Below are 15,993 nucleotides of genomic sequence, written 5' to 3' on the forward strand. Positions count from 1 at the left end.
GAAATAAGATTCTCACGCAATGCTGCTAAATTTTTGATAACCGCACCATAAGCGGGTCTTTTAAAGACCTGCTCCAAAGCACAGTTTTTACACGCTCTGTTTTGCTCCTAATCGGTAGCCACACTTTGCTATTACTGCTTGATTCAAGCGTAAATTCCTCCTGCTTAAGAACTTTTAAAACATCAGCAACATAACGTTGGTCGTTAGGGCTTAGGCCTCTAAAAAAGGCGTTTTCTTGGCGACCACCTCCTGACTGTAAGTAAAGTTTCTTTAAGATTGTTAATCCGACTTTTACAGCGGTAGGCAATTCCAAATCCAGAAGTGCTGAGGTAGTTTCCAACTTTTCCTCAAACTTATCAAATAGACAGTCATTAAAAATCCCTTGTGGCAGAGTAGCTTCACTAAAGCAGCCAACTACCTCACCGATTATGCATGATTCGAAACTTGGAAGTAAATCCCCTACAGAATCCACGTCAATATATAATCTTTTAAAGATGATATCCTTGAAAGTAATGTTATTCCATCCTTTACAAGGCTTCAAATCGAATGAAGGAATAACTACATTACTAGCGATAAAATTATTTCTGTTCCATATATTACCTCGGTAATTCAGACAAGAAATTATATCAGCCGATAACACGTCAGCACCATTGCTTTTCGCAACAATTACTGCCTCCTCAAGCAAACCCAATTTTTCACCTGTCAGTTTATTAGCAAGCACTTGTATTGCTAGCTCATCTAATGATTCTTGCCAGTTCCTTGGGTCATATGAGTTTGGAGTATTGTAGGGGTCTGTTACAAATCTTGCTATTTCACCGGCTTTCGCTACTTCTGCAAAAGTATTATCAATGAAATATCTTGAGCCATCTTGCTGGTCAAGCGGACCTAATCCAGGCAGGCGTTGAAGTAGCACAAGGGCACGGTCATCTGGCTTGTAACCACATTTTTCGAAAAATACGTCTTCTAAATCCTTCTGGTAAATAGGTCCTAAACCCGACTGAAATCTCCTAGCGTAAGAAGCAAGACCTTCTATTAAGCTTCGAATAGTTGAGCCAATCAATCCAGCTTCAATATCTGACTCTCTTTTCGTCACTTCATCTAAAAGAAAGTCCCAACCCTCTGCTGGAGAAAACCCTGTTTCGCCTTGCAGCACATTTGATAATATTCCTTTGGCTACTAAGTAGCCAAGCAATAAAGGCCTCGACGGTACCCAGTCGGGAATTTCGCCTGAAATCTTATTCTTTTTTAAGTAATCTTCAATTTGAGCCTCGCTAAAATCGCCAATAGAGAGTATCCTAGCTTCTGAATTCAATGAGAAGGAAGCTTTGCATTCTTCTAAAGAGTCAAAAAAGTTAATTCTCCCAGCAACAAGCACGCCACTACTTGAAGGAGTATTTTTTACAAACTCTCTGATTAGTTGTACTGAATTATATCTAATTTCCTTGAGCTTAGATATTTTATCCGCCCAACCTAGCGCAGCAATCTCATCGAAACCATCAAGAATAATTGAGCAATACCCTGCACGCCAAGCTCTAACCAAATGTGAAGGATGGCTAAAACCTATATTGCGAGCGTGCCGCTCAATGGCCTCAACAGGATTGGTTTGTCCATGATGGTCTCTAAGATTTAAATAAATACAAAATTTCGATGTGTTATTATTTTTATAATTAACCATAAAAACTTTATATATCTCTCTTAAAGACATACTTTTTCCAACACCATAATGACCTTGCACCACAATTTTTACTCCGTTACCTAACGAGTCAACAATATTTGTAAAAGACCATAAGGCTCCGCTTGATGACTTTTCAATCAAATCAATATGAACGAAGGGGCCTTTGTAATTATTATCTCCTGTTTTAGGGTCTCTTACACTACCAAATGCATAATCGTTTCTACAAGAAAAATACAAACTTGCATCTATAAGCCTGGCTTGAAACCGATTGAAAGACATTCCAACTACTAAATAACCATTACTTGTAACTTCAGTTCTTTGGTCAGCAGTAAGTTCATCTTTAGTAATAAACCATCCCTTTACAGCCTTATCAGGATATGAACGCTGCATTTGCTTTGTCAGTTTTGACAACTTGCCTACATCTTTTACGGCTTTTTCTTTTGTTCTAGACGTAGTGCATTCAATCAGATGTACAGTATCTGACGTTATATAAACGCCATCTCTTTCTTGCCCATCTACCATTAGAGACCCGCCATTTTCGGCATCAGCCCAAATATGAGATGCAATGCGCAGTACTTCTCTTTCAAATTCGTGAGGGTCCATTCTATTATGTGGATTGCTTTTAAGTTTTATGGAGTTGCTAAGATAGTATTAGAGCGGATGAAACTCTGAATGCCTCATCGCGCCCCTTCCAAAGCCCAACCGCACCCCCTATCTTTGCCCTCCCTTACTCCCAGCCTTAGCCTCGCACCATGAAATTCATCGTCTCTTCCTCCGCGCTGCTCAAGCAGCTGCAAAGCATCAACGGCGTGGTTACGAACAACCCCGTGGTGCCCATTCTGGAGAACTTTCTCTTTGAGATTGAGGCCGGTAAGCTCACCATCACCGCCTCTGACCTGGAGACGAGCATGATTACGGAGCTGCCCGTGGAGGCCCGCGACACCGGCCGCATTGCCGCGCCCGCCCGCATCCTGCTCGACACCCTCAAGAACCTGCCCGACCAGCCCGTGACCTTCACGCTGGACGAGGAAACTTACACCATCGAAATCAGCTCGGCCAACGGCCGCTACAAGCTGGCTGGCGAGAACGCCGCCGACTTCCCCCGCGTGCCGGTGGTGAAGGGCTCGGCCCCGATTGAGATGCCCTCCTCGTCGCTGGCCCGGGCCATCAACAAAACCATCTTCGCGGTGAGCACCGACGAGCTGCGCCCGGCCATGACCGGCATTCTGGTGCAGCTGGCCGACTCGCAGGTGACCTTCGTGGCCACCGACGGGCACCGCCTGCTCCGCTACCGCCGCCAGGACGTGGGCGCCGGCCAAACCGCCAACCTCATCATCCCGCGCAAAGCCTTCAACCTGCTGAAAGGCACGCTGCCCTCGGAGGCCACGCCGGTGAAGATGGAGTTCAACCAAAGCAACGCCTTCTTCTCGTTCAACCAGATGCGCCTCGTGTGCCGCCTGATTGACGAGCGGTACCCGGACTACGAGAACGTGATTCCGGTGAGCAACCCCAACAAGCTGGTCATCAACCGCCAAGAGCTGCTGAACTCGGTGCGCCGCATCAGCATCTACTCCAATAAAACCACCCACCAGGTGCGCCTGCGTCTCGCCGGCTCTGAGCTGGTGGTATCGGCCGAGGACCTGGATTTCAGCAACGAAGCCAAGGAAACCCTCACCTGCCAGTACGACGGCGAAGACATGGAAATCGGCTTCAATGCCCGCTTCCTCCTCGAAATGCTCTCGAACATAGACTCCGAGGAAATCACGCTGGAACTGAGCACGCCCAACCGCGCCGGCCTGCTCATGCCCACCACCCCCGACGACAACGAGAGCATCCTCATGCTGGTAATGCCGGTGATGCTGAACAACTACGTTTAAATCTTGCCCTCAAAACTGTCATCCTGAGCGCAGCGAAGGACCTACTCAAGTCAGAACGCCAATCGTTCGGCAAGGGTGAGGTCCTTCGCTCCGCTCAGGATGACACATTTTTACCAAACATGAAAAAATCAGAAATCCGCTTCAGCATTGCGCTGGACGACAATAAAGTACCTGAGGCCATCAGTTGGTCGGCTACCGACGCGGGCCCGGACATTCACTTTGCCAAAGCCATCAACATTGCGCTGTGGGACCGGGAACAGGTGGGCACCATGAAAATTGACCTCTGGACTAAGGACATGCCCGTTGACGAGATGAAGCGCTTCGTGGTCGACAACATCGGCTCCATGGCCGAGAACATCGTAACGGCCACCGACGACAAGGAAATGGCGGCTAAGATGCGTGCCCTTTGCAAAGAGCTGTCGGAGTACCTCGACAAGCAGGAACAAGGCCAATAGCCAGAGGTTTCCGGCCCGCCCAGACGCTAAAAAGCCCCGTCGGAATATTCCGGCGGGGCTTTTGTGTGTCAAGTAGGGTAACTTTTACCGGGCGTTGCGGCCCAGGTTGCCGGCCGGCCGGTTGACGGGCTTGGTGCTGGTGGGCGCAATGGTGGCGTCGTTGGCCCGGGCCGGGGCTGGGTTCTGCACCGAGTTGGTGAGCAGGATGCTGGCCGACTGGGCGGCGTAGTCCTTGTCGTACTTGTAGTACGTGGCACGCGAGCCGAAATAGCTGCTGTACTGGTCGTTGCTGAGAAAAGCCTGCAGTTCCTTGTCGCGCTCCTTGCACACGCCGTTGCACTCGGCATCGATGAGGCTGGGGTTGCCGGCATTTTTGCGCTCGATGGCCGCCATCTTGGCGATTTTGTCGGCGTTCACAGCGCGCAGCTTGGCGGCCTGGTAATTGTTGAGGCGCAGGTCGCGCACCATCTGGTTGCTCAGGCGGTCGGCCCGCACCTGCACCGGGTTGAGGCGCGGCGAAGATTGGGTTTTATCCTGGGGCTCCACGGTGGTAGCGCGGGAGGCTTGCTGGGCAGAAGCGGTGCCGGCCATCAGCGCCAGCAGCAGGGAAGCAAATGCTGATTTCGTCGTCATCGTCGTGGGGTTTTGGTGCACACTTACGCAAGGACCGGGCCAGAGGAAAGGCGGCTCAGTTGCTCATTTAAACGCAGGAAAAGCCCGAACGGTTCGGAATCGGCCGGCGCACATAGGGCGCGCCGAATATGCTACCAGTTATTTTTCCACATCATCGACTCCACCGGTTTGTCGGTCCGCTCGTTGTATTTGGCGTTCTGCTTGCGGTTGTAATAGTTGTTGACGTCGCCCTGCACCGTGAAATAAATCAGCTGGCCAATGGGCATGTGGCGGTACACGCGCACCGGCATCGACACGCTGATTTCCAGGGTCCAGTAGTTGCAGAAACCCACGTCGCCCTTGCCGGCGGTGGCGTGAATGTCGATGCCGAGGCGGCCCACGCTGCTCTTGCCTTCGAGGAAGGGCACGGTGGCGTGGGTTTCGGTGTATTCCTGTGTCACGCCCAGATAGAGCTTGCCGGGCTGCAACACGTAGCCTTCTTCCGGGATTTCAAACGTGTCGATTTCGTTGTGCTTGCGCGCGTCCAGCACCTCGTCGCGGTAAGTGGCCAGGTACGGGCCCAGGTGCACGTCGTAGGAATTGGTGCCCAGGCAGCTGCGGTCGTAGGGTTCGATGACGATGGTGCCTTTTTCGATTTCCGCGAGGATTTGCTGGTCAGTTAAAATCATGGGGTTGAGAAACGGGGTGCAGAAAATGGGGCCGGGCGGCGCTAGTCGTCGTCGTGGTGGCGGGCGGGCTCGGTGGGCTCGAAGTCGTCATCGTCTTCGTAGCTGTCTTCGCGCAGGCCTCGCGACTGGGTGGGGCGCAGGCGGCTCACGATGCTGCGGGGCTCGGGCTCCGGCTCGGGGTCGGCCGCCAGGTTGTTGATGCGGCGGCTCATGCCCGGCAGCACGCTGGTGGTGAGGTACAGCAGGGTCAGAAAGCTGCCGAGGCTGAGCAATAGCGTGAAATAGTCGACCCAGTCGTGGCGCGGCGCGGCGCCGGGCGCTTCCGTGCCCCCCACCGGCGCGCTGCTGAGCGGGGCTTCGTCGGACGAAGCGACCGGGGCAGCTTCCTGGCCATCGGCGTCGTGGGTGGTGAGGGGGGCCGCCACGGGGGCTTCGGGCTGGGCGTCGGCATCGGCGGGGGGCACGGCCGCGGTTTCTTCCGAGCCCGAGGCGTTGAACTGGGCGCTGGCCTGCTGAATGAGGCGCTGCTCGGCCCGAATGAGGGCCACCCGCTCGTCGCGCGGCAGGTTGTGAATGAAGAACTCAAAGTTCTTGTCCAGCAGCACCGACTTGAGCTGTTTCTCAAACTCGGCCAGCGTCATGGGGCCGTTGCCGAAACGGTTTTTGTAGCGCTCGGCCACGCCGTTGTAGTTCATAAACAGCTGCTTGAGCGCCGTGTTGGTGCCGAAGCCGTCGAACTGCCGGCGGGCGGCGGCGGTGCGCAGCGTGAGTGGAAACTTGCCGCGGGTGAACGACTTGTCGTACACCGTTTCCATGGTCCGGAAGTTCAGCTCGTCGATGGTTTTATCGAAAAGCCGCTTGTTGGCCTGGGCCGGCGTTTCGGCGTGGGCCAGCGGCCCGAGAAGTAGCAGCAGGGCTAGAAAAAGCTGTTTTACCATGGAGCAAAGGTCGCTGATTAATTCAGCGCACGGGTAATCGAAGCGAAAATAGGTGCCGGGCGGCCACATCAACGTCGGTCGGCCGGCACCTATTTTGCGCGAAAACCAATGCCGGCCTACAAGCCGTGTGCTTCCACCAACGACTCGCGGCAGGCCGTCAGGTACATTTCCACCAGCTCGTCGGTGATGGCCGTGGACACGAACAGGGCCTCGAACTGCGACGGCGCCAGGTAGATGCCGCGCTCCAGCATGGCGTGGAAATAGCGGCCGAACGCAGCCGTGTCGCACTTTTTGGCGTCGTCGAGGTTGGTGACGGGCTCGGAAGTGAAAAACAGGCTGAACATGGAGCCCACACGGTTCACGGTATAGTTCAGGCCCAGTTCGGCGGCAATCTGGCGGGTGCCGTCGGCGAGGCGGGCGGTGCTGGCGTCGAGGGCAGTGTACAGTTCGGGGTGCTCGTGCAGGTAGCGAAGCTGGGCCATGCCCGCGGCCGTGGCCATGGGGTTGCCGGAAAGCGTGCCGGCCTGGTACACCTTGCCGGCGGGCGCTACGCAGTTCATGATGTCTTCGCGGCCGCCGTAGGCGCCCACGGGCAGGCCGCCGCCGATGATTTTGCCCAGCGTGGTCATGTCGGGCCTGATGCCGTAGAGCTCCTGCGCGCCGCCCTGCGCGAGGCGGAACCCAGTCATCACTTCATCGAAAATGAGCACAATGCCGTGCTCGGTGCACAGGGCACGCAGGGCTTGCAGGAAGCCTTCGGCCGGGGCCACGAGGCCCATGTTGCCCACCACCGGCTCCAAAATGAGCGCGGCCACCTCGCCGGGGTTGGCGGCTATGAGGGCTTCCACGGCGGGCAGGTCGTTGTAAGGCGCGGTAAGCGTGTCCTGGGCCACGCCACGGGTCACGCCGGCCGAGTCGGGCTCGCCGGCGGTGAGGGCGCCGCTGCCGGCCGCAATGAGGAAGGCGTCGCCGTGGCCGTGGTAGCAGCCTTCAAACTTGATGATTTTGGCGCGGCCCGTGTAGCCGCGCGCCGCCCGAATGGCCGACATGCAGGCCTCGGTGCCGGAGTTCACGAGGCGCACTTTCTCGATGCTGGGCACCATTTTCTGAATCAGCTCGGCCATGTCCACCTCGCGGTGGGTGGGCGCGCCGAAGCTGAGCGAGTGCGGCAGCGCCTTGGCCACGGCATCGAGCACCACCTGCGGGGCGTGGCCCAAAATCATGGGGCCCCAGGAGTTGATGAAATCCACGTAGCGGTTGCCGTCCACGTCCGTCAGCCAGGCACCGTGGGCGCTTTGCATGAACACCGGCGAGCCCCCCACCGAGCGGAAAGCGCGCACCGGCGAATTGACCCCGCCGGGAATAAGGGTTTTGGCACGTTCGAAAAGGGCAGCGGAGGTGGTAAGGTTAAGCATTACTGAGTCTTAGGTTTAAAAATTACGGTCGTGCTGAGCGCCGCCGAAGCACCTCGCGTGCAGCGGGAATCATCACTTGCGCGGGAGAGATGCGTCGACTGCGCTCAGCACGACGGTCGTCAATTACGCCGATTTCAAGGTTCTACCGAAGCACCTGCAGCTCCAGGTTGCTGAGCTTGACGATGGGCACCGTCTGGTTGTCGTGGGCCCCGCCGGCGTAGTTCTGGCCTTCAAAAATGGCCCCGGGCGTGGCCCCGGCATTGGCGAGATTGGTCTGGAAAGCGGGGCCGTACTGGAACAGCGCCGTGCCGAAGTACAGCAGCAGCTCGAAACCCTGGCTGGCAAAGAGCGAGGGCGGCAGATGCTGGCGCTGCAGGTAGAGCTGCCGAAACCGGCGGAAGCCCGGCCCCTGCTCGTCGTAGTACTTGGGCTGCAGCATGTACACGCCGGGGGCGGCCAGCTGCGACACGTCGAGGCGGGCGTTGTCGAGCCACGAGCCGGGGCACAGCAGGGCCGGGCGCGTGGCAGCGGGCAGCTGCTGCCACTGTTTGAACGCGGCGGGCCCCACGCGGCGGTTGTCGGAAAACACCACCAGGTGGCTGGCGCCGGCCAGGTCGAGGCCGGTGAAGGCGGCGGTCAGGCTTTCGTCCACGTCGGGGTTGAAGCGGCGCAGCGTGCCGATTTTGCCGCCGTCGGCTTCGTAGGCGGCTTTGTAGGAATTGGCAAAGGCGGCGTCGTCCTTGCTGTCTTCGTGCAGCACCACCCCGGGGCGCCCGGCCCCAAAGGCATTGAGCGCAAACTGGGCCGCCACCCGGCCCTGCGTGGCCGTGCTGGGCGCAAACAGGTAATGCCAGGGGTTGTTCAGCACCAAATCCGCGTCCTGCGACAGCGGGTTGACGCACACAATCTGGTGCTCGCGGGCGTAGCGGCCCAGCAGCTTGGCACCCGACTTATACACCGGCCCGATGAGCAAGTCCATGCCGGCCAGCTCGGGCAGGGCCAGCACCTGCTTGAGCGTGAGGGTGTCGGCCCCAGTGTCGTAGGCGAAGAGCTGGACGGGGTGACCAGCACGCTGCAGGCTGTCCTGGGCCAGGCGGAGGCCGGCGTAGAGGTCGGTCACGAACTGGTTTTTCCGGACGGTTTGCCAGCTGGGGTCGCTTAGCTCGAAGGGCAGCAGCACGGCCACGTTGTAGCTGGCTTTTTTGGCCACCACGGCGCGGGGGCGCGGCGTGTAGCGGGTGCGGTCGAGGTTGAAGCGCGCCACCAGGGCGTCGAGCTGCGGGCGGTCGGCCTCGGTGAAGGTGCCGCCGACGACGAGGTTGTCGGCGTAGGCGCGGGCCAGGGCGGCATCGTCGGGGTAGCGGCGCAGGTTGCGCTGCCAGGTGCTGCGCTCCTTGATGCGGGGCAGATAGGTGGCCTTCATGGCCTCGCGCTCGGGCACAAACTTGTCGGCCGGCAGCTGGGCCAGGGTTTTGAGGGCGGTGTCGTAGTCCTCCTGCTCGAAGGAGGCTTGGCCCTGTAGCAGCAGCGCGTCGGGCAGGTTGGGGTACGCGGGGTACTCGGTGCGCAGCAGGTTGAGCAGCTGCTCGGTTTCGGGCCACTGCTTGAGGCGGGCGTAGGCCACGGCGCCGAGGTACGCCGCGTCGGCGGCGCGGGCGAAGCGGGCGCCGGGCTGGGCCAGCGGCTCCAGCAGGGCCACGGCCGCGGCGTAGTTGCCTTGGTCGAGCTGGGCCTTGCCGCTGCGGTAGCGCGCGGCGGGGTCCGCCGCGGCGGGCGGGGCAGCGGGCCGGGGCTTGGCGGGCGTTTGGGCCAAGGCAGGCTGAGCGAGCAGCACGCCGGCCACCAGCCACCGAAGCGGAAGTCGCAGCGAAGGGAATGGGGTCATGGAAGCAAAAAACAGACTTCCGCTACTACGGAAAGCCGGGCAAAATTAGCCATAAATACCCCGGCGCGGCGGTGCCCCTCCCCGTTCCCGCCCCGCTGGCTACCGCCGAGATTAAACCCCTCTTAAACTAGGATTAAATCGCTATTAAAAATGATAGTATTGCTTTCATCGGCTGTCCGGGCGCCGGAATTTTGCAGTACAAACGCTGTTTCCAATGCTTCCCACCCTTCGCCCCGACCTCAACCAGCACCTGTACCTGCGCGACCCGCAGGCCACCGATTTGGGCCGCCGCCTGCTGGCTGAGAGCGTCCGCCTGCTCGACGACATCGGCTTTGAGGCCTTCACTTTTAAGAAGCTGGCCGCGGCCATGGGCTCGACCGAGGCCTCGCTCTACCGCTACTTCGAAAACAAGCACCGCCTGCTCACCTACCTCGTGAGCTGGCACTGGGCCTGGCTGCGCTTCCGGGTGCGGGTGGCCCTGCACAATGTGGCCGACCCGCAGCAGCGCCTGCGCCTGGCCCTGGCGGCCGTGTGCGAGGCCAGCGTGGACGACCCCGCCACGCCCGATTTCGACGAGGCCGCCCTCTACCGCGTGGTGGTGGCCGAGGCCAGCAAGGCCTACCTCACCAAGGAAGTGGACGCCGACAACCGGGCCGGGCTGTTTCAGGAATACAAGCAGCTGGTGGCCGAGCTGGTGGCCCTGGTGCAGGCCGTGAACGCGCGCTACGCCCACCCGCACGCCCTGGTGAGCACGCTGCTGGAATCGGCGCGCAAGCAGCACTTTTTTGCCCAGCACCTGCCCTCGCTCAGCGACGGCGCCGACCAGGTGCCGGCTTTTCTGACCCAGCTGGCCTTTGCGGCGCTGGCTTAACTGATTCAATACCCACGTACTGCTATGGCTTCTTCTCATTCCCTCACCCCAATGCAGCGCCTGTTCCGCCTCTTCGCGGCCGAGCGCACCGACATTGTCTACCTCTACGTGTACGCGGCGCTGGCCGGGGTCATCAGCCTGAGCCTGCCGCTGGGGGTGCAATCGGTGATTGGCTTCGTGAGCAGCGGGGCCGTGAGCACCTCGCTGGTGGTGCTCATCGGGCTCATTGTGCTGGGCACGCTGCTGGTGGGCGGCCTGCAAATCATGCAGGTGACGCTGGTGGAGTACATGCAGCAGCGCCTGATGGCGCGCGTGGCCCTCGACTTTGCCGTGCGCCTGCCCAAGGTGCGCGCCGAGGCCTTGGAAGGCGAGTACCTGCCCGAGCTCATGAACCGCCTGCTCGACGTGCCGACGCTGCAGAAAGGCCTGGCCACGCTGCTGATTGAGTTTTCGGCCGCCGCCCTCCAGATACTGTTTGGCTTGCTGCTGCTCTCGTTCTACCACCCCATCTTCATCGCCTTTGGCCTCACGCTGGTGCTGGTGCTGTACGGCCTGATAGCCCTCACCGGCCCCAAAGGCCTGAGCACCAGCATCACCGAAAGCCAGTACAAATACCGCGTGGTGGCCTGGCTCGAAGACGTGGCCCGCACCGTGAGCAGCTTCCGGCTGCCGCCCCGCCAGGGCCTGGCCCTGGGCCGCACCGACGACCTGCTGAACGGCTACCTCGGGGCCCGCGCGGCCCACTTCCGGGTGCTGCTCACGCAGTCGTGGGGGTTCGTGGTGTTCAAAACGCTGGTCACCGCGTCGCTGCTGGGCATTGGGTGCTGGCTTCTGATTGAAAAGCAGATTAACATCGGCCAGTTCGTGGCCGCCGAAATCGTCATCATCCTCACCATTGGGGCGGTGGAAAAGCTGGTGCTCAAGCTCGACGTGGTGTACGACGCCCTCACCTCGCTCGACAAAATCGGCCACGTGCTCGACCTCGAACCCGTGACGCCCCCGGCGGGCACGGCGCTGCTGCCTGCGGGCGCGGCCGGCGCGGGCCTGGCGGTGGAGCTGCGCGGCCTTTCCTACAGCTACCCCAACGCCACCCACACCACCCTTGATGACGTGTCGCTGACCCTAGGGCCGGACAATCACCTGGCCCTGGCCGGGGCCGACGGCGCCGGCAAAACCACCCTGCTGCGCCTGCTGGCGGGCCTGCTCGACGGGTATTCCGGCCAGATAGTGTACGCGGGCCTGCCCCTGGCCGACCTCGGCCCCGAGGCGCTGGCCGCGGCCGTGGGCGACAACCTCTCGCACCAGCACCTGTTTTCGGGCACGGTGCTCGAAAACATCACCCTCAACCAGCCCCACCTCACGGCCGCCGACGCCGCCTGGGCCGTGGAGCTGGTGGGCCTGCGCGACAACCTGTACGCCCGCCCCGGCGGCCTGCAAACCCCGGTGGGCCCGGGCCATCCGCTGGGGGCCGGCATCACCCAGAAGCTGCTGCTGGCCCGCGCCCTGGTGGGGCGCCCGCGCCTGCTCCTGCTCGACCACCTGCTGCCGGCCGCCTCGCTGGCCGAGCGGGTGCGGGTGCTGCGCCGCCTGCTGGCGCCCGGCCTGCCCTGGACCGTGATACTGGGCACCACCCAGCCCGAGCTGCTGGCCCTCATGCCCCGCGTGGCCGTGCTGGACGAAGGCCACCTGGTGGCCGAAGGCACCCTGGACGAAGTGCGCCAAACCCCCGAGATGCGTGCCCTGCTGGGCGCGTAGCCATGCGCTGAAAATGAATGGCGGATTATGAACAGCACGAAGTCAACGAATTGACAAGTCGCGGCTCACCCTTCCGCCGTCATCTACCTCCCCTTTTCTCCTTACTCATTCGACGGGCGCTTCGCTGCCTCTCCAACCTACTGAAATATGCCATTTGCTGAACATCCCACCTCTGAAACCCACCCCGACGCGGGGCGCTTCACGGCGTTTCGGCGGGCGCGCACGCCCCGGGCCGGCCGCACGCTGGCCCGGTGGGCCGGCGGCCTGGGGTTGCTGGTGCTGCTGTGCGGGTTTCTGCCCTGGACGCAGAACATCCGCTCCACCGGCAAGCTGACCACGCTGCGCCCGCAGGACCGCCCCCAAACCGTGCCCAGCACCATCGGGGGCCGCATCAAAACCTGGCGCGTGCAGGAAGGCCAGCTGGTGCAAAAAGGCGACACGCTGGCCGAAATCGTCGAAATCAAAGACAAGTATTTCGACCCCGAGCTGCTGGCCCGCACCCGCGAGCAGCTGGAAGCCAAAATTGCCGGCCTGCGCGAGAACGCCGCCAAAACCCGCGCCCTGGGCAGCCAGCAGGACGCCCTGCGCCTGGCCCTGCAGGCCAGCCTGGCCAAGGCCCGCAACAAGGTGCGCCAGGCCGACCTGAAAGTGCGCTCCGACCGCGCCGAGCTGGTGGCGGCCCGCGCCGACTACGCCATTGCCCAGCGCCAGCTGGAGCGCCAGGAGCTGCTCTACCGGCAGGGCCTCAAGAGCCTGACCGAGCTGGAGCAGCGCCGCCTGAAATTTCAGGAAAGCACCGCCAAGCTGCAGGCCGTGCAGAACAAGCTGGGGGCCTCGCGCCAGGACTCGGTGAGCGCGCGCATCGAGCTGCAGTCGCTGGACGCCGAGTATGCCGACAAAATTGCCAAGAGCGAGAGCGACCGGCGCTCGGCCACGGGCTACCAGTTCGACACCGAGGGGCAGATTGCCAAGATGCGTAACGAGCTGGCCAACCTGAGCATCCGGGCGGGCTATTACTTCATCACGGCGCCCCAAACCGGCTACGTGGTGCGGGCCCTGAAGGAGGGCCAGGGCGAGATTGTGAAAGAAGGCGAAGACCTGGTGACGCTGATGCCCGCCAACCCGCGCCTGGCCGCCGAGCTCTACGTGAAGCCCATGGACATCCCGCTGCTGCGGGTGGGCCGGCGGGTGCGCCTGCAGTTCGACGGCTGGCCGGCGCTGGTGTTCACGGGCTGGCCGGGTAGCAGCTTCGGCACCTTCGGCGGCGTGGTGCAAGTGATTGACAACATTGACTCGCAGGGCCAGTACCGCATTCTGGTGACGCACGAGCCCGGCACGGAGCCCTGGCCTGCCCCGCTGCGCGTGGGCTCGGGCGTGTACGGCTGGGCCCTGCTCGACGATGTGCCGGTGTGGTATGAGCTGTGGCGCCAAATCAACGGCTTCCCGCCCAACTACGTGGGCGCCGAGCCGGCCTACGCGGGCGGCAAAGACAGCAAGGATGTGAAGAAAGCCAAAAGTGCGGATTATGGAAACGAGGAATAAGGGCTTGCGGGCGGCGCGGAGGTGGGGGCTGCTGGCCGCCCTGCTCCTGCTGCTGCCCTGGGCATCTCAGGCCCAACCCACGCCCCCGGCCGATTCCGTGGTCATCAGCCACGCCGAGTTTCTGGCGGTGCTCGACCAGTTTCACCCGGTGGCCCGGCAGGCCAACCTGAACCCGGAGCGCGCCCAGCAGGAAATTCGCCAGGCCCGCGGCGCCTTCGACCCCGCGCTCACGGGCAAGTACTACGGCAAAGAGCTGAAAGGCAAAGACTATTACCACGACTGGGAAACGGCCTTGCGCATTCCCACCTGGTTTGGCGTGGACGTGAAAGCCGGCTGGGACCGGGGCGTGGGCCCCTACGTGAACCCGCAGGAGTACACTGCCAGCAGCGGCCTGAGCTACGTGGGCCTGAGCGTGCCCCTGAGCCAGGGCCTGCTCATCGACGAGCGGCGCACGGCCGTGCGCGTGGCCCAGGCCCTCGCCGGCCTGGCCGAGGCCGAGCGCCGGGCGGTGCTGAACAAGCTGCGCCTGAGCGCCAGCAAGGACTACTGGGAATGGGCCCTGGCCACGCAGCGCCTGCGCCTGCTCTCGGCCAACGAGCGGGTGGCCGGCACGCGCTTTGCCGCCACGCGCCAGCGCGTGCTGGCCGGCGACTTGGCCGCCATCGACTCGGTGGAAGCCCTCACGGAGTTGCAAAACCGGCAGGCCCAGCGCGTGGCCGCCCGCGTGCAGTGGCAAAACGCCGCTTTGGTGGCGTCAAGCTACCTCTGGGACGCCGAGGGGCGCCCGCGCGAGCTGCCGCCCACGGCGCAGCCGCAGCCGCTGCCGGCCGCGCCGGCCTGGCGTCCGCTCCTGCCCGATTCGCTGGCCCAGCTCACCGAGCAGGCCCTGCAGCGCCACCCCGACCTGGCCAAAACCCGCGCCAAGCAGGTGCAATTGGGCTTGGAAAACCGCCTCGCGCTCAACAAGCTGCTGCCCAAGCTCAGCGTGGACTACAACCTGCTGCTGCCGGGCCAGCCGTTTGCCCTGGAAGGCAACCCTAGCCCCTTCACGGGCGCGTATTCCACCAACAACTACAAGCTGGGCATCAGCTTCTCGCAACCCATTTTGCTGCGGGCCGAGCGGGCTAAACGCCAGCTGGTGCAGCTCAAGCTGCGCGATGCCGGCTACCAGCTCAGCAACGAACAGCGCCAGGTAACCAACGCTTTGCAAACTGCCGCCAACGACTGGCAGGCGCTGCTGGAGCAGCTGCGCCTGCAGCAGCAGGCCACCGTGAACTACCAACGCTTGCGCGACGGCGAGCTCATCCGCTTCGAGAGCGGCGAAAGCACCGTGTTCTTCATCAACTCCCGCGAGGCGAGCCTGCTGGCCGCCCGCCAGAAGCTGGCCGAGCTGCAAGCCAAATACGCCCAGACGCAGGCCCAGGTGCGGTATGCAGCCGGTGGCGACTAAACGCGACCTTGGGCAGCAGCGGAGGCAGGATGCACAGAAAACCGCCCGCCCGGACAATACGCCTGGTCGGTTTGGAGTTGTGCCTGCCGCCGCTGGCAGACCTGCCGATTGGCCCCGCCGTATATTAGTCTTATGCAAGCACTGTCCCTCTCCAGCCTCCCCGTTTCCCGCGCCCGCCTCACGCTGATGTTCGTGCTGGGCGCTTCGCTCACGCTCAGCATGTTGCTGATAATGGGACGGGTGCTGCTGACGGGGCACCTCACGTTTTTGTTTCTAGTCTGGAACCTGTTTCTGGCCGTCATTCCCTTTGCCCTGAGCACCTTGCTGGGCATTGCGCAGGCCCCGCTGCGCACCCGCATGCTGGTGCCGGTGGGCGCGGCCTGGCTGCTGTTTTTCCCAAACGCCCCTTACATCCTCACCGACCTTTTCCACCTCGATGCCCGCCCCGGCGTGCCGCTCTGGTACGACCTGGCCCTCATTCTGAGCTGCGCCTGGAACGGGCTGATGCTGGCCTACGCCTCGCTGTCGGACATGCAGCGGCTGGTGCAGGCGCGGCTGGGCTTCTGGACGGGCTGGGTGTTTGCCACGCTGGCGCTGCTGCTCAGCAGCTTTGGCATCTACCTGGGCCGCTACCTGCGCTTCAATTCCTGGGACGTGCTCACGAACCCACTCACGCTGTTTTACGACATTGTGAACCGCATTCTGCACCCCTTCTCTTTTCCCGGCACCTGGGGCGTTACGCTGGTTTTCGGCTTGTTTTTGCTGGTGGGCTACGGCACGGTGCGGCTGCTGGGCCGGGCGCACGAGGAGGAGGCGTAGCAAGTAGCCG

13 protein-coding genes are annotated in these 15,993 nt (G+C 61.5%); 7 read left to right on the forward strand and 6 right to left on the reverse strand.

What is annotated here, in order from left to right:
* Positions 1–25: 25 nt before the first annotated feature.
* Positions 26–2,278, reverse strand: coding sequence for an NACHT domain-containing protein (locus tag JAO73_RS12850; RefSeq protein ID WP_198977419.1), 2,253 nt, complete (start codon positions 2,276–2,278; stop codon positions 26–28).
* 149 nt (positions 2,279–2,427) lie between these two features.
* Between JAO73_RS12850 and dnaN the strand changes: the two genes are divergently transcribed.
* Positions 2,428–3,552, forward strand: a complete 1,125-nt coding sequence (dnaN, locus tag JAO73_RS12855; protein WP_190922039.1) for a DNA polymerase III subunit beta — start codon at positions 2,428–2,430, stop codon at positions 3,550–3,552.
* A 119-nt stretch (positions 3,553–3,671) separates the two neighbouring features.
* The gene (gene gldC / locus JAO73_RS12860) at positions 3,672–4,007 is read left to right on the forward strand and encodes a gliding motility protein GldC (protein ID WP_190922038.1); all 336 of its coding nucleotides are present in this window, start codon (positions 3,672–3,674) and stop codon (positions 4,005–4,007) included.
* A gap of 84 nt (positions 4,008–4,091) precedes the next feature.
* Here gldC and JAO73_RS12865 read toward each other — a convergent pair whose 3' ends face one another.
* The 5 genes from JAO73_RS12865 to JAO73_RS12885 form a co-directional block, all read right to left on the reverse strand.
* Positions 4,092–4,640, reverse strand: a complete 549-nt coding sequence (locus tag JAO73_RS12865; RefSeq protein ID WP_198977420.1) for a DUF4890 domain-containing protein — start codon at positions 4,638–4,640, stop codon at positions 4,092–4,094.
* A 131-nt stretch (positions 4,641–4,771) separates the two neighbouring features.
* Positions 4,772–5,308 (reverse strand): dCTP deaminase, encoded by a 537-nt coding sequence (dcd, locus tag JAO73_RS12870; protein ID WP_190922036.1) that lies wholly within the window; start codon positions 5,306–5,308, stop codon positions 4,772–4,774.
* A 41-nt stretch (positions 5,309–5,349) separates the two neighbouring features.
* Complete coding sequence (locus tag JAO73_RS12875; protein ID WP_198977421.1) at positions 5,350–6,246, reverse strand: hypothetical protein; 897 nt, start codon at positions 6,244–6,246, stop codon at positions 5,350–5,352.
* 116 nt (positions 6,247–6,362) lie between these two features.
* Complete coding sequence (hemL, locus tag JAO73_RS12880) at positions 6,363–7,661, reverse strand: glutamate-1-semialdehyde 2,1-aminomutase (protein ID WP_198977422.1); 1,299 nt, start codon at positions 7,659–7,661, stop codon at positions 6,363–6,365.
* Between the two features lie 142 nt (positions 7,662–7,803).
* Complete coding sequence (locus tag JAO73_RS12885) at positions 7,804–9,546, reverse strand: ABC transporter substrate-binding protein (RefSeq protein WP_198977423.1); 1,743 nt, start codon at positions 9,544–9,546, stop codon at positions 7,804–7,806.
* A 214-nt stretch (positions 9,547–9,760) separates the two neighbouring features.
* Between JAO73_RS12885 and JAO73_RS12890 the strand changes: the two genes are divergently transcribed.
* The 5 genes from JAO73_RS12890 (at position 9,761) to JAO73_RS12910 (ending at position 15,983) form a co-directional block, all read left to right on the forward strand.
* A complete protein-coding gene (locus tag JAO73_RS12890) occupies positions 9,761–10,417 on the forward strand; it encodes a TetR/AcrR family transcriptional regulator (protein ID WP_198977424.1) in 657 nt (218 codons plus the stop codon).
* Between the two features lie 24 nt (positions 10,418–10,441).
* On the forward strand, positions 10,442–12,172 hold the full coding sequence (locus JAO73_RS12895) for a peptidase domain-containing ABC transporter (protein WP_198977425.1): 1,731 nt from the start codon (positions 10,442–10,444) through the stop codon (positions 12,170–12,172).
* A gap of 147 nt (positions 12,173–12,319) precedes the next feature.
* On the forward strand, positions 12,320–13,714 hold the full coding sequence (locus JAO73_RS12900) for an HlyD family secretion protein (protein ID WP_198977426.1): 1,395 nt from the start codon (positions 12,320–12,322) through the stop codon (positions 13,712–13,714).
* Positions 13,698–15,164 (forward strand): TolC family protein, encoded by a 1,467-nt coding sequence (locus tag JAO73_RS12905; RefSeq protein WP_198977427.1) that lies wholly within the window; start codon positions 13,698–13,700, stop codon positions 15,162–15,164. Before JAO73_RS12900 ends, JAO73_RS12905 begins: the two co-directional genes overlap by 17 nt.
* Before the next feature lie 132 nt (positions 15,165–15,296).
* The gene (locus JAO73_RS12910) at positions 15,297–15,983 is read left to right on the forward strand and encodes a DUF1361 domain-containing protein (RefSeq protein WP_190922028.1); all 687 of its coding nucleotides are present in this window, start codon (positions 15,297–15,299) and stop codon (positions 15,981–15,983) included.
* The last annotated feature ends 10 nt before the right edge of the window (positions 15,984–15,993 follow it).

Source organism: Hymenobacter miniatus, from assembly GCF_016427455.1.
GTDB classification, from domain to species: Bacteria; Bacteroidota; Bacteroidia; order Cytophagales; family Hymenobacteraceae; genus Hymenobacter; species Hymenobacter armeniacus.

Excerpts from the sequence above, each read along its gene's own strand:
- JAO73_RS12910 (WP_190922028.1), top strand. The coding sequence starts at position 15,297 with ATGCAAGCACTGTCCCTCTCCAGCCTCCCCGTTTCCCGCGCCCGCCTC.
- JAO73_RS12850 (WP_198977419.1), bottom strand. The coding sequence starts at position 2,278 with ATGGACCCTCACGAATTTGAAAGAGAAGTACTGCGCATTGCATCTCAT.
- dcd (WP_190922036.1), bottom strand. The coding sequence starts at position 5,308 with ATGATTTTAACTGACCAGCAAATCCTCGCGGAAATCGAAAAAGGCACC.
- JAO73_RS12905 (WP_198977427.1), top strand. The coding sequence starts at position 13,698 with ATGGAAACGAGGAATAAGGGCTTGCGGGCGGCGCGGAGGTGGGGGCTG.
- JAO73_RS12885 (WP_198977423.1), bottom strand. The coding sequence starts at position 9,546 with ATGACCCCATTCCCTTCGCTGCGACTTCCGCTTCGGTGGCTGGTGGCC.
- JAO73_RS12890 (WP_198977424.1), top strand. The coding sequence starts at position 9,761 with ATGCTTCCCACCCTTCGCCCCGACCTCAACCAGCACCTGTACCTGCGC.
- hemL (WP_198977422.1), bottom strand. The coding sequence starts at position 7,661 with ATGCTTAACCTTACCACCTCCGCTGCCCTTTTCGAACGTGCCAAAACC.
- dnaN (WP_190922039.1), top strand. The coding sequence starts at position 2,428 with ATGAAATTCATCGTCTCTTCCTCCGCGCTGCTCAAGCAGCTGCAAAGC.
- gldC (WP_190922038.1), top strand. The coding sequence starts at position 3,672 with ATGAAAAAATCAGAAATCCGCTTCAGCATTGCGCTGGACGACAATAAA.
- JAO73_RS12900 (WP_198977426.1), top strand. The coding sequence starts at position 12,320 with ATGCCATTTGCTGAACATCCCACCTCTGAAACCCACCCCGACGCGGGG.
- JAO73_RS12895 (WP_198977425.1), top strand. The coding sequence starts at position 10,442 with ATGGCTTCTTCTCATTCCCTCACCCCAATGCAGCGCCTGTTCCGCCTC.
- JAO73_RS12865 (WP_198977420.1), bottom strand. The coding sequence starts at position 4,640 with ATGACGACGAAATCAGCATTTGCTTCCCTGCTGCTGGCGCTGATGGCC.
- JAO73_RS12875 (WP_198977421.1), bottom strand. The coding sequence starts at position 6,246 with ATGGTAAAACAGCTTTTTCTAGCCCTGCTGCTACTTCTCGGGCCGCTG.